Annotated in this window: 13 protein-coding genes; 8 read left to right on the forward strand and 5 right to left on the reverse strand. The window is 56.5% G+C overall.

What is annotated here, in order from left to right; translation table 11 throughout:
* Positions 1-27 precede the first annotated feature (27 nt).
* The gene (locus GFS31_RS21605) at positions 28-438 is read right to left on the reverse strand and encodes a TatA/E family twin arginine-targeting protein translocase (RefSeq protein WP_198805748.1); all 411 of its coding nucleotides are present in this window, start codon (positions 436-438) and stop codon (positions 28-30) included.
* Between the two features lie 206 nt (positions 439-644).
* Positions 645-848 carry a photosystem II reaction center phosphoprotein PsbH gene (psbH, locus tag GFS31_RS15845; protein ID WP_198805749.1) on the reverse strand — a complete coding sequence of 68 codons (204 nt, stop codon included), beginning with the start codon at positions 846-848 and terminating at the stop codon, positions 645-647.
* Positions 849-923: 75 nt separating this feature from the next.
* Between psbH and psbN the strand changes: the two genes are divergently transcribed.
* The 4 genes from psbN to GFS31_RS15865 all read left to right on the forward strand — a co-directional run bounded on the left by psbN (position 924) and on the right by GFS31_RS15865 (position 2,932).
* Positions 924-1,055: a photosystem II reaction center protein PsbN gene (gene psbN / locus GFS31_RS15850; protein ID WP_198805750.1), complete on the forward strand. Its 132-nt coding sequence runs from the start codon at positions 924-926 to the stop codon at positions 1,053-1,055.
* Positions 1,056-1,285: 230 nt separating this feature from the next.
* Positions 1,286-1,540: a 30S ribosomal protein S16 gene (rpsP, locus tag GFS31_RS15855; RefSeq protein WP_190496470.1), complete on the forward strand. Its 255-nt coding sequence runs from the start codon at positions 1,286-1,288 to the stop codon at positions 1,538-1,540.
* 20 nt (positions 1,541-1,560) lie between these two features.
* A complete protein-coding gene (locus GFS31_RS15860) occupies positions 1,561-1,911 on the forward strand; it encodes a KH domain-containing protein (RefSeq protein WP_198805751.1) in 351 nt (116 codons plus the stop codon).
* A 46-nt stretch (positions 1,912-1,957) separates the two neighbouring features.
* Positions 1,958-2,932 (forward strand): PhoH family protein, encoded by a 975-nt coding sequence (locus GFS31_RS15865; RefSeq protein WP_225907453.1) that lies wholly within the window; start codon positions 1,958-1,960, stop codon positions 2,930-2,932.
* Positions 2,933-3,065: 133 nt separating this feature from the next.
* On the opposite strand, the gene GFS31_RS15870 is transcribed toward GFS31_RS15865, so the two are convergent.
* The 3 genes from GFS31_RS15870 to rsmA all read right to left on the reverse strand — a co-directional run bounded on the left by GFS31_RS15870 (position 3,066) and on the right by rsmA (position 5,268).
* The gene (locus tag GFS31_RS15870) at positions 3,066-3,398 is read right to left on the reverse strand and encodes a DUF3082 domain-containing protein (RefSeq protein ID WP_198805752.1); all 333 of its coding nucleotides are present in this window, start codon (positions 3,396-3,398) and stop codon (positions 3,066-3,068) included.
* Between the two features lie 26 nt (positions 3,399-3,424).
* Positions 3,425-4,369 carry a 4-(cytidine 5'-diphospho)-2-C-methyl-D-erythritol kinase gene (gene ispE, locus GFS31_RS15875; protein ID WP_198805753.1) on the reverse strand — a complete coding sequence of 315 codons (945 nt, stop codon included), beginning with the start codon at positions 4,367-4,369 and terminating at the stop codon, positions 3,425-3,427.
* A gap of 62 nt (positions 4,370-4,431) precedes the next feature.
* Positions 4,432-5,268 (reverse strand): 16S rRNA (adenine(1518)-N(6)/adenine(1519)-N(6))-dimethyltransferase RsmA, encoded by an 837-nt coding sequence (gene rsmA / locus GFS31_RS15880; protein ID WP_198805754.1) that lies wholly within the window; start codon positions 5,266-5,268, stop codon positions 4,432-4,434.
* 750 nt (positions 5,269-6,018) lie between these two features.
* On the opposite strand from rsmA, the gene nifJ reads away from it, so the two are divergent.
* The 4 genes from nifJ (at position 6,019) to GFS31_RS15900 (ending at position 12,477) form a co-directional block, all read left to right on the forward strand.
* The gene (gene nifJ / locus GFS31_RS15885; protein ID WP_198805755.1) at positions 6,019-9,750 is read left to right on the forward strand and encodes a pyruvate:ferredoxin (flavodoxin) oxidoreductase; all 3,732 of its coding nucleotides are present in this window, start codon (positions 6,019-6,021) and stop codon (positions 9,748-9,750) included.
* 287 nt (positions 9,751-10,037) lie between these two features.
* Positions 10,038-11,063 carry a dihydroorotate dehydrogenase-like protein gene (locus tag GFS31_RS15890; protein ID WP_198805756.1) on the forward strand — a complete coding sequence of 342 codons (1,026 nt, stop codon included), beginning with the start codon at positions 10,038-10,040 and terminating at the stop codon, positions 11,061-11,063.
* A 173-nt stretch (positions 11,064-11,236) separates the two neighbouring features.
* A complete protein-coding gene (locus GFS31_RS15895; RefSeq protein WP_198805757.1) occupies positions 11,237-11,743 on the forward strand; it encodes a hypothetical protein in 507 nt (168 codons plus the stop codon).
* 38 nt (positions 11,744-11,781) lie between these two features.
* The gene (locus tag GFS31_RS15900; protein ID WP_198805758.1) at positions 11,782-12,477 is read left to right on the forward strand and encodes a hypothetical protein; all 696 of its coding nucleotides are present in this window, start codon (positions 11,782-11,784) and stop codon (positions 12,475-12,477) included.
* Positions 12,478-12,650: the final 173 nt, after the last annotated feature.

Here is a 12,650-nt window from a genome sequence, read left to right on the forward strand (position 1 = left end):
TTGTTTTAGGCTTGGCCTTCCCGTGCCCTAGGCCGAAGTGTTGTTATCGGTGGCCGTTTCCACTGTGCCCTCGGTCGTTGCCGTCTCGTTGCTGGTGTCAGGGGCAGAAACCCCGGAGTCTTCGACGACCTTCGCGGCGGCGGCACCCTCAGCGGCGGCATCGGGGGGCACCACAATCTCCTCCGGACGATCCTGGGGCGACAGCACCTTCGCAGGCTGAGGATCGAGAGTCGCCTTCATGGGGCTAGTCACCACCTTCTCAATCTGCTGGGCTTCTTTTTTGAATTCTTCCTCAAACTCCTTGGAGGCATCCTGAAACCCCTTAATCGCCTTGCCCAAGCTCCGGCCAATTTCCGGCAGCTTTTTGGGGCCAAACACCAACAGGGCCAGCACTAGAATGACGGCCATCTCCGGCAGGCCAATTCCAAATACGTTCATACACCAACTCCCATCCCGACAGGGTAAACCACAACCACAGATCTCCTCCCATTATGCCGGGGCGTGGCCCGATCCTGGCCGATTCCTCTACTCCTAGCGCCCCCACGCGGATAACGCCCTATCTGTTTCGCCGAAAAAGGGCTAGCCCGGATCATCGCCGTACTAGCCCCAGGGGTTATGTTGAGCGGGTTGGCCTCAGCCCTACCCTACCGACCAATGCTGCGCCAATCCACATCAAAGCTGTCGAGGATGATGGAGGAGTTGTAGAGCTGGAGAATAATCAGCAAAAAGACGAAAAATAGGCCAATGAAGACCCCCATCAGAGGGGTAGTGCCCCAGCCGGGAGTCACCTTCCCATACTCGGAGTTGAGGGGTTTGAGAACGTCTCCTAACCAAGTCCGTTGTGCCATGGATCCTTCCGCTATCAATACTTTAATAGTTCGTAATATTATATGATGGAGAGGTTTCTCCCTCTCATAAAGTTTATGGAACCCGCAACAGTTCTTATTATTTCCGTCGGAACGGTACTAGTTGCCGTCACCGGGTTCGCGGTTTACCTCTCCTTTGGCCCCCCCTCCAAGCAGCTCGCGGATCCCTTCGACGAGCACGAAGACTAAACATAGCCAACTTTCTGGCCTGTTAAGAGCCTTCTCCCCTGGCCCCGTCTGGCTCAAACCTGAGCGTGGAGAATGCTAGCCTCATCATCGGCCTTACCTCTAGGGCCGATGGCATGAATCGAGGCAAGGCGAGGGCTCAGATTGATGCTATGATAGAAAACCTGTGCTTAGTATGGCGATCTCAGAATTGCCTACGGCGTTAACCCCTACATCTGTGCTGCCCTTGTCCTATGATTAAGCTCCGCCTCAAGCGTTTTGGTAAAAAAAGAGAAGCTAGCTACCGGATCGTCGCCATCAACAGCGATGCCCGACGGGATGGTCGTCCTTTGGAAGAACTCGGCTTCTACAATCCCCGCACCGACGAGACCCGCCTCGATGTGCCCGGTATTGTGCGCCGCCTACAGCAGGGAGCCCAGCCCACCAAAACCGTGAAGCACATTCTTGAGAAGGCTAACGTTTTTGAGCAACTCAAGGCTCAAGCCTAGTCCCATACTGAATCCCCAGCATGAGTAGTCCCGACTTTTCTAGTCTGGTCAAGTTTCTGGTAGAGCCATTTCTAGATGCGCCAGAATCTTTGCGGATTGACTGCGAACAGAATGCCGCCCAGTCCAAGATCTGGATTCGGGTGGCCTTTAGCGGCGATGAGCGAGGCAAAGTCTTTGGCCGGGGAGGACGAAACATTCAGGCCATTCGCAGCGTGGTGCGGGCCACGGCAACCCTCTGGGGTTGGTCAGCCTATTTCGATGTCTTTGGAGCCTCGGAACACGAAGGCGCTGAGGGGCACCGAAGTGAGCGACTCCACCGCTCTGCCCCCAAACCCAAGCCTCAACGGCGGACTAAGCCTTCGCTGGACTAACTTTTTCAGTAGCATTTGCGGTACTGCTTCGTCCCTAGCTGCGATTATGACCTCCACCGTTCGGATTGAGATTCCTAGACCCGATGGGGCTATCGCGCTTTCCGGTTATCGCAGTGAAAATTTTAAGCTCTTGGCCCAGCAGACCGGGGCAACCCTGGTGCTGCGAGGCCAGGAGCTTTTGATTTCAGGTACTGAAGCCACGGCGGATCGGGCGCGGCGGCTGGTGGAAGCCCTTGAACCCATCTGGGGCCAGGGCCAAACCGTCACCAGCGCCGACATTATGACCGCCTGCCACGCCCTCGACACCAACCAAGTAGACGAGCTTCAGGCCATTCATCAAGATGTAGTGGCGCGTACTCGTCGGGGTGAGGTGGTGCGGGCCAAAACCTTTCGCCAGAAGCAATACATCAAGGCGCTGCGTAACCACGATCTGATTTTTTGTGCAGGGCCAGCGGGGACGGGCAAGACCTTTCTGGCTACTATGGTAGGCGTTCAAGCGCTGCTGAACAACGAGTTTGAGCGACTGGTGCTCACCCGTCCGGCGGTGGAGGCGGGGGAGCGGCTGGGCTTTTTGCCGGGGGATCTTCAGCAAAAGGTGAATCCCTATCTGCGCCCCCTCTACGATGCGCTGCATGAGCTGGTGGATCCCGAAAAAATCGCTAATTTGATGGAGCGGGGCATTATTGAGGTGGCCCCCCTGGCCTATATGCGAGGGCGCACACTCAGCAACGCCTTTGTCATTTTGGACGAAGCTCAAAATACCACCCCCGCCCAGATGAAGATGGTGCTCACCCGCCTAGGCTTTCACTCTCGCATGGTGGTGACGGGGGATACGACCCAGACCGACTTGCCAGACTACCAATCCTCTGGGCTAGCAGTGGCCCAGCAGATTCTCCAGCGGGTGGAGGGCATTGCTTTCTGCAAACTGGGTCAGAGCGATGTGGTGCGCCATCCTCTGGTGCAGCGCATTGTTGCCGCCTATGAATCCTATGATACCCAGCGGGCCAAGCACCCCACCTAGCTTCTCACCTCACGACAGCATCCGCCTAATCCGAGAGCCCGCCTTGACGGTTCAGGGCTATTCTGTGGCTGGCGGATGAGGGAGATCCGCTCGAAGGGAGATCCCCTCAATCGAGTGAGGGAGATGCAAACCATTAGGCCGCAGGCCGCAGCCGTTGCCAGAACAACTGAATGCCCAGCAAAAACAAGCCCAGAGCCGCCATACCAAACACTCCGGCTCCTAGGGCCACCATGCCCACAACCAAAGTCCGCACCGCCGCTGCGATGTTCACGGTTGCGAGGTTATCGGAGAGAATCGGCTTGGCGGCAAAGGTGGTGGCAATGCTGACCATCAACCGATAGGCCAATAGGGCAATGGTGCCCGCCATGAAGGAACCGCTGAAGCATTTGAGGATTTTGGCGGTGGGGGAGAGGGGTTCGGGGGTTGAAGATTGGGCGTTGGGAGCGTTGGAGGAGGAGTCAGGCATGGTGCAGCGAGGGTAGGGAGAAACGGCTAGGCATTGAGCTGGATGCCCGTGGGCCAAAATTGGGCGGCCCAAATGCCCAGGTCGGGGTCGTTGATTTGATGGCGTAGCCGCTGGACGAGGGCGTTGGCCTCTGCCTGCGATTCTACCAGGGTGAACACGGTGGGGCCAGAGCCGGACATCAGGGTGCCCAAGCCGCCGAAGCTGGCCATAGTTTCCTTGAGGTGGGCGGTTTTGGGATGGGCAGGCAGCACCACTTTTTCGAGATCGTTATAGAGGTGTTGGCCAACGGCAGCTTTATTTTGTTGGGCGATGGCCGCGACCATGGGGCCAGACTTCACCTGGTGCTGACGATCCGCAAGCGCCGCCGCATCGGCGAGGTAGGTTGGTTCAAACTCAGCTCGATAGGTTTTATAGGCCCAGGGTGTGGAGACAAATTCCGATTCATACTTGGCCAGCACCACATAAAGGTCGTCAATGCCGCGCAATGGGTCGAGGTTTTCCCCCCGTCCGGTGGCGAGGGCGGTGCCGCCGCTGACGCAGAAGGGCATATCCGAGCCCAGTTCTGCCGCCAGTTCCTGAAGCTCTGCCTGGGTGAGGCCCAGTTGCCACAGCATATCCAGCCCCACCAACACTGCTGCCCCATTGCCCGACCCTCCGGCCAGCCCCGCCCCCACGGGAATTTGTTTTTCCAAGGTAATTTCTACCCCGCCCAGCTTGGCGAGGATGCCCGGAAAGCGCTGGGACATCAGGTCAGCGGCGCGATAGGCCAGGTTGGTTTCGTCGGTGGGCACCAGGGGATGAGTACACTGCACCCGAATCTCGTCGGTGCCAATGCTGCGTACCGTAATCCGGTCGGCAAGGCTGACGCTCTGCATCACCATGATCATTTCATGGAAGCCATCGGGACGACCGCCGACGATTTCCAAATACAGGTTGATTTTGGCCGCAGCCAGCAGCGAATACAAACGCATGGGACACCAAAGGGGTTGCTAGAAGATTGTAGCCCTTCCCCTGGCGTCCCTAGGCTCAGAGTCTACGCGGAGCCGAGGCGATTGCTGAGGGCAACCCATTGGGGCACACCCAGGTCTTCAGCCCTGGCGGTTTCGGGGATGGCGAGATCGGTCATCACGGCCAACAACTGATCGCGGTCTACGGTGGCCTTGAGGTTGTTGCGTAGCATTTTGCGCTTGCTGGCAAAGCCTAGGCGCACCAGTTGATCCAGGTAATCGGGCGACTCGGCGGCGACGGGCAAGGCGCGAGGGGTGAGCTTGACCACGGCAGAATCGACCTTTGGGGGCGGTTGAAAGGCTTTGGCAGGAACTGGGCAAACCAGTTCGCAATCGGCCAAATACTGCACCCGCACCGAGAGCGCCCCAAAGGCCCGACTACCGGGTTTGGCGTAGAGCCGTTCCGCCACTTCCTTTTGCACCAGCAGCACAATGCTGTCGTAGGGCTGGGGGTTGGGGTGGGCGATGGTGCCCAGCAGCTTCTCCAAAATTGGCCCCGTGATGTAGTAGGGAATATTGGCGACCACTTTGTTGGGGCGAGATCGCACGTCATCCAGGGTGGGGGGCGTCGGGAGTTCTAGGGCCGTGGGGTCTAGGGCCAGGAAATCAGCCTGAATCAGGTGCAGGTTGGGTTTTTGGGCGAACTTCTGGCTCAGCCGCTGGTGCAGATCCCGGTCAATTTCCACCGCCACCACCGCCTGGGCTAGGGGCAGCAGGGATTGGGTCAGCACTCCGGTGCCGGGGCCAATTTCCAGCACGATATCCTGATCCGTGACCGCCGCCGCCGCCACAATCTTGCTCAAAACCTTTTCGCTGGTGAGCCAATGTTGACCAAAGCGTTTGCGCGTAGGTTGGGAAAACATGGCTCTCTCCTTGCGCTCATTACCCGAATTTGCCCAACCCTTACCCTACACCTATCCCTGCCCCTGATCACGGTTCTCCCGTGGAGTATGCATACGTAAGGCTGAACCCAGCCTAGGAAAAATCAAGGCGTTTCGAGATTGAGTCGGTTAGCCAGCGTTAAATCAGCTTGCGAATTGTTGCAAAATAATTAAAATTGAGCGGTTCATTGATTCAAAAATAAAGTTTTTAGGGATTCAATCTCCATTTTGGAAAACCAGTGGTTAGATCAATGATTGACGATCTATCCTTAATATTCCTTTAATCTTTTTCGTGATGGAGTCGTCATTAAAAGATTCACTTCAGGGGATGTCGCCTTCATCTGACTGGGAGCCTTTCAAGGAAAAAGATGCTTTGACTGACAAGGCTTTTGTGCCCTGGTAAAGTTTGCCTAAAAACCTGACCCTAGGGTCAAAAGCAGTGTCAAGATAGAACTGTTGCCAGGAGTTCAAAAGCTGATTTAAATCTAGGCACTGTGCCATAGCACATCCAAAAAATAAGTGGCTTTTAGTTAAGGGTTTTTTAGGAGATAGGTCTACTTAAACAAGGCGTGGGTTGAGAAAGTAAGGCTCTCATTCCACCGATTAGATCTGTTTTTGTTGAGGTTCGTTTGCCCTGCACCACGGAATTACGCATTGGTCAGGGGTTCGCGGCTCAGGTGCCCTCCGGTTATGTGGTCTGAGCCATGCCCATCTAGTCCCAAGGGGATCGCAATGGAAAATCAAGCGTTTGTCACCCTAGACGGTAATGAGGCGGTGGCGAGAGTCGCCTACCGTTTGAGTGAGGTCTGTGCCATCTATCCAATTACGCCCTCTTCGCCCATGGGTGAATGGGCCGATGCCTGGGCCTCGGTGGATCAGCCCAACATTTGGGGCACGGTGCCCTCGGTGGTGGAAATGGAGAGCGAGGCGGGGGCGGCGGGGGCCGTTCACGGGGCGCTCCAGGCGGGGTCGTTGACGACGACCTTCACCGCCTCCCAGGGGTTGATGTTGATGATTCCCAACCTCTACAAAATTGCCGGGGAACTGACCTCGGCGGTGATTCATGTGGCGGCGCGTTCCCTGGCGGCCCAGGGTTTGTCGATTTTTGGCGACCACAGCGATGTGATGGCTACGCGAGCCACGGGGTGCGCTCTGCTGGCCTCCAACTCGGTGCAGGAAGCCCAGGACATGGCGGCGATCTCGATTCGGGCCAGCCTGGAATCGCGCCTGCCCTTTTTGCACTTTTTCGATGGCTTCCGTACCTCCCACGAGGTGCAGAAAATCGCCACCATTCCCGACGAGGTGCTGGCGGAATACATCCCCTTCGACCTGGTGCTGCAACATCGCCAGCGGGCGCTAACGCCGGATCGTCCGGTGATTCGCGGCACCGCCCAAAACCCCGATGTCTACTTCCAGGGGCGGGAGACGGTGAATCGCTACTACAACGCCTGCCCCGACATTGTGCAGCAGGCGATGGATGACTTTGCCCAGCTCACCGGGCGGCAGTACCGCATTTACGAGTACTACGGTGCCCCCGATGCCGAGCGGGTGGTGGTGCTGATGGGCTCTGGGGCAGAAACGGTGCACGAAACCGTGGACGCGCTGATGGCCCAGGGTGAGAAAGTGGGCGTGCTGAAGGTGCGGCTCTATCGGCCCTTGGACAACATTGCCTTTATCAACGCCCTGCCCAAGACCGTGAAATCCTTGGCGGTGCTGGATCGCTGCAAGGAACCGGGCAGTCCGGGCGAACCCCTCTATTTAGATGTGGTGCACGCCATCCACGAACTGCCGAAGACCGAGGGCCGGGTTCACCTGGAAGGCAGCGAAGAGGCTCCCCACTTTGAGGAACCTCGCCCCTTCTATCCCAAGGTGGTGGGCGGTCGCTATGGCCTGTCCTCCAAGGAATTTACCCCGGCCATGGTGAAGGGCGTGTTTGACAATCTGGCCAAGGCTAATCCCCAAAACCACTTCACGGTGGGCATTGTGGATGATGTCACCTTCACCTCCATCGACTACGACCCCAGCTTTACCACCGAGCCGGACAACGTGGTGCGGGCGGTGTTCTACGGCCTGGGGGCCGACGGCACCGTGGGGGCCAACAAAAACTCGATCAAAATCATCGGCGAAGACACCCCGAACTACGCCCAGGGCTATTTCGTCTACGACTCCAAGAAGTCCGGCTCTGTCACCGTATCCCACCTGCGCTTTGGGCCAAACCCGATTCGCTCCACCTATTTGATCACCCAGGCCAACTTTGTCGCCTGCCACCAGTGGGAGTTCGTCAACAAGCTGGAACTGCTCCACGAAGCCAAGCCCGGAGCCACCCTGCTGATCAGCAGTCCCTTCGACGACCCGGCGGAAACCTGGGTACGCCTGCCCCAGACCATGCAGCAGGAAATCATCGCCAAGGGCATCAAAGTCTACGCCATCAATGCCTACCAGGTGGCGCGGGAGGCGGGCATGGCAGGCCGCATCAATACGGTGATGCAGGTCTGTTTCTTTGCCCTGTCCGGCGTGCTGCCCAGGGAAGAAGCCATCGAGGCGATTAAGTACTCCATCCGCAAGACCTACGGCAAGAAGGGCGAAGAGGTGGTCGCCATGAACATCAAGGCGGTGGATGCGGCCCTGGATCACCTCTATGAAGTGCCCGTGGGCGACCTCAATGGCGACCCCACCCCCCACAAGTGGGTGCCCGATACGGCACCGCCCTTTGTCAAGGATGTGCTGGCCAAGATGATGGCTCGCGAAGGGGACAGCCTCCCGGTGAGTGCCCTGCCCGCCGATGGCACCTACCCCTGCGGCACCACCCAGTACGAAAAGCGCAACGTGGCCCAGGAGGTGCCCGTTTGGGATCCCGATGTGTGCGTGCAGTGCGGCAAGTGCGTGATGGTCTGCCCCCACGCCGTGATCCGCTCCAAGGTCTACGAAGAGTCGGCCCTGGCGGAGGCTCCGGCCACCTTCCAAAGCACGGCGGCGCGGGATCATGCCTGGAGCGACCTCAAGTTCACCATCCAGGTGGGGGTCGAGGATTGCACCGGATGCGCCCTGTGCGTGGAGGTGTGCCCCGCCAAGAACAAGGCGGAACCCAGCAAAAAGGCCATCAACATGGCGGAGCAACTGCCCCTGCGGGAGCCAGAAGCGGAAAATTGGGACTTCTTCCTGAAGCTGCCCAACCCCAACCGCAATGACCTGGATCTGCGGAAAATCTCCCACCAGCAAATGCAGGAACCGCTGTTCGAGTTCTCTGGGGCCTGCGGCGGCTGCGGTGAAACTCCCTACATCAAACTGGCCACCCAGTTGTTTGGGGACCGAATGCTGATCGCCAACGCCACGGGCTGTTCCTCCATCTATGGCGGCAACCTGCCCACCACCCCCTACACTACCAACGCCGAGGGTCGCGGCCCCGCCTGGTCGAACTCCCTGTTTGAGGACAACGCCGAATTTGGTATGGGCTTCCGGGTCTCCATCGACAAGCAAACCGAGCAGGCGATGGAACTGCTGCATACCCTGGCTCTGGACACCGAAAACTCGCCCCTGTCGCGGGATTTGGCCAACGCCATCCTGGGCAACGCCCAAACCGACGAAGCCGACATCTTCGAGCAGCGGGAACGGGTGGCCTTGCTGAAGCAGGGCATCGACGGCTGGCTGGGGAACCTGAACGGCGGCGACCGGATGCTCACGATCCGCCTGCAAAACCTCAAATCTCTGGCCGACTACCTGGTGAAAAAGAGCGTCTGGATCGTCGGCGGCGACGGCTGGGCCTACGACATCGGCTATGGCGGCTTGGATCACGTCCTGGCCAGTGGCCGCAACGTCAACGTGCTGGTGATGGATACGGAGGTGTATTCCAACACGGGCGGGCAAATGTCGAAGGCGACCCCCATCGGGGCGGTGGCTAAGTTCGCGGCGGGGGGCAAACCTGCGGTGAAGAAGGATCTGGGCCTGATGGCCATGACCTACGGCAACATCTACGTTGCCAGTGTGGCTATGGGTGCCCGCAACGAGCACACCCTCCGCGCCTTCATTGAAGCCGAAGCCTACGATGGCCCCTCGCTGATCATCGCCTACTCCCACTGCATCGCCCACGGCATCAACATGGCCAAGGGCATGGAGCAACAAACGGCGGCGGTGGAATCCGGTCGCTGGCTGCTCTACCGTTACGACCCCCGTCGCACGGAACAGGGCGAGAACCCCCTGCAACTGGACAGCCGCAACCCCAAACGGCCCCTGGAACAGGCCATGTACAGCGAAAACCGCTTCAAGATGCTGCTGCGGAGCAAACCCGCCGAGGCCAAGGAGCTGCTGCGCCAAGCCCAAATCAGCGTCGCCAGTCGGTACCACATGTACCAATACCTGGCCGCCCGCAGCCTGGAGGACGAGCAACCCCTGCCGCCCAACCGTAGCTACCACATGGATCACCCAGCCCCCGCCAAACCCAAACCAGAGGCCCCCGAAGCGGAGTAGATCCCCGGAAGCCCACCCTTCGGGAAGCAAGCTACACCCTAAATCCCTCTCCCCAAGGGAGAGGGACTTTGAGACAACAACAAGCCCACTATGAAACAGAACGCCCTACACCAACCTCTTTCTCCCCTCTCCCAAATTGGGAGAGGGGCCGGGGGTGAGGGCTTCCGATCTGCCGGAGGTGAGGGCTTTTGGCCACATTTTCTTTGGTGCATTGCTTCGCGTTGGCGCTAGCCTCGCCTTGGCGTTATGCACCCTACGTTATTGCCATAATCTTGTAGGAACCTGTGATGGACTTAACCACCCAATACCTCGGTTTAACGCTGAAATCCCCCCTGGTGGTGGGAGCCGCCGCCCCCCTCAGTGAGGACATTGAAAATTTCCGCTGGCTGGAGGATTCCGGTGCCTCGGCCATCGTCATGCACTCGCTGTTTGAGGAACAAATTCGGCGGGAACGGCTGGAACTGCACCACCACACCGAATACGGCACCGAAAGTTTCGCGGAAGCCCTCACCTACTTCCCAGAACCAGAAACCTTCCACGTTGGCACCGAAGCCTACCTGGAGCACATCCGGGAAGCCAAACGGCGGGTCGATATTCCCATCATCGCCAACCTCAACGGGGCCACCCTCGGCGGCTGGATTGACTACGCCAAACAAATGCAGGATGCCGGAGCCGATGCCATTGAACTCAATATCTACTGGCTCCCCACCGACCTAGACCTCTCTGGGGCCGATGTGGAACAGGACTATATCGACATCGTGCGCTCCGTCAAGGAGTCGGTGCAAATTCCCGTGGCGGTGAAGGTTGGCCCCTACTTTAGCAACATGGCCAACATGGCCAAACGCCTCAGCGAAGCCGGAGCCGATGGCCTGGTGCTGTTCAACCGCTTCTACCAACCCGACATCGACATCGAACACCTGGAAATTCAGCCCAACCTCATCCTCAGCGCCCCCCAAGACCAACGCCTACCGTTGACCTGGATGGCCCTGCTCTACGGCAAACTGCCCGTCAGCCTCGCCGCCACCAGTGGCATCAGCCGCGCCGATGATGTGGTGAAACTGCTGATGGCCGGAGCCGATGTCACGATGCTGGTGGCCACTCTACTCCGCCACGGCATCGGCCACATCAAAACCATCGAGGAGGAACTGATCCAATGGCTGACGGAACATGAATACGAATCCCTAACCCAACTGCGCGGCAGTATGAGCCAACAAAAATGCCCCAACCCCAGCGACTTCGAGCGGGTGCAATATATGCGGGCGATCCAGTCCTATCACCCCATCTGGGAACCCGGACACCAGTTTGTGCATTAGGGATTTGTGCGTTTGGGGCGGGGTGTTCGTAATGTTACGGCCTCGCCCTCAATAAATTGGGTTTTGAATTTGTAGTTTGCATGAATTTGCGTAATCTCACTTATGCTCCACCCTGTCATTTCTGCCAAACTAAGGCAGGACAAGTTATGTGCAAGTAGCATTAAGGACTAAAGATGAGCAGCCAAGATTTATCTACAGCACAAGCGAATTTAAAGCTCGCAATTTGGAATGCAGAAGCCAATTCAGTAACAAGTAGTGAGTTGTACGTCCAAATTCAAGAACTTGGGCTTCCAGAAGAAGTGGTTAGTCGGTTGCATGAGCTAGTTAGCTTTACACAAAGGGTTGCGGGTAAAGTTTGTTCCATTGGGAAAATTGTGCTTCTGAAAATTCTTGACTTCGTCAAAGCTCATCCTTTTTTGATAGCGGGTGCTGGCATAGGTGCTGTAATTGGTGCTGCGATTGCAGGATTGATAACTTCCATACCCTTCCTTGGTCAGATTCTCGCTCCAGTTGCAGCAATCTTAGGAATCACTATTGCAGCAGTTGGAGCAGTAGTTGGACATAGACTAGATAAACAATTTCAAGGTGTAGGCGAAGACATTGTTGAGATTGCCCAGCAATTTTTCTCCTTACTTGCAAACGTGATGAACATGATATTCCGAGACATTATTACTGCCTGATCTCGAAATATTAAAATTGAAATAAAAAGGATTCAGCAATGTCTGGGACAAACAAGCTTACAAAAGAGCAACTGATCAAGGGAATTGAAAAGTTGGAGAAAAACCCGAAAGATAGGGTTGGAGTTCTTGCTGACATGGGAGTTACTGCGGCAGGTTTTTTGGGGGCTGGAGCAGCAGCTTTTGCATTGGGTGGCACTACAGCTTCTATCCCTATTATCACGGCATTAACAGGTGGCACAGTGGTAGCAGTTGCCGCTGCTCCAGTCGCACTAGTTGCAGGTGCTGCTTTAGCAGGGGGAGCGGCAATGTATGGTGTATCGAGATTAATCAAGGGTGGTGGCTTTAATGAAGGTAAACAAAAACAGCTACTTGCTGATTATAAAGATAAGCTGAAAGATGTTGAAGCTAAAGAAAGGCAATCTAGCTTTAATGATCAGGACAAGACAGACTTTTATTCCTTTTTAAAGGATCCACTCAGGTATAACTTAATTACTCCTGATGATGCTCGTGATTTGATGCAAGCTGTAGAGAGTGGGCACATGTCTCTTAGCGAAGCTTACAAGCTTGTAGGTCAAGTTCTTGAAGACGATAAAGTAACTCCATCTAAGGAATCTGAAAAAGTAGTTACTTCTTGTCCAGAGTGTTCTCAAAAGCTACGCGCTCCAGTCAATTTAGGAAGATTGGATTTAACCTGTCCTAAATGTAGGCATAGTTGGTCATGGATTCCAAAATAGTATTTTTGGATTATTCTTGTTTTTTGTAGTGTCGCAGTTTGTGGGACTCGTTAGCAACAGGATAACAAGTCCTACCATTACAACTAGCAGGGCACATTACAGCCACCCCCAACAGCACCCTACACCCCGGCTTATTTGTGACCACTGGCTTGGCTTTCCTCACCTCCACCAGA

The organism is Leptolyngbya sp. BL0902, assembly GCF_016403105.1.
Lineage (GTDB): Bacteria > Cyanobacteriota > Cyanobacteriia > Phormidesmidales > Phormidesmidaceae > Nodosilinea.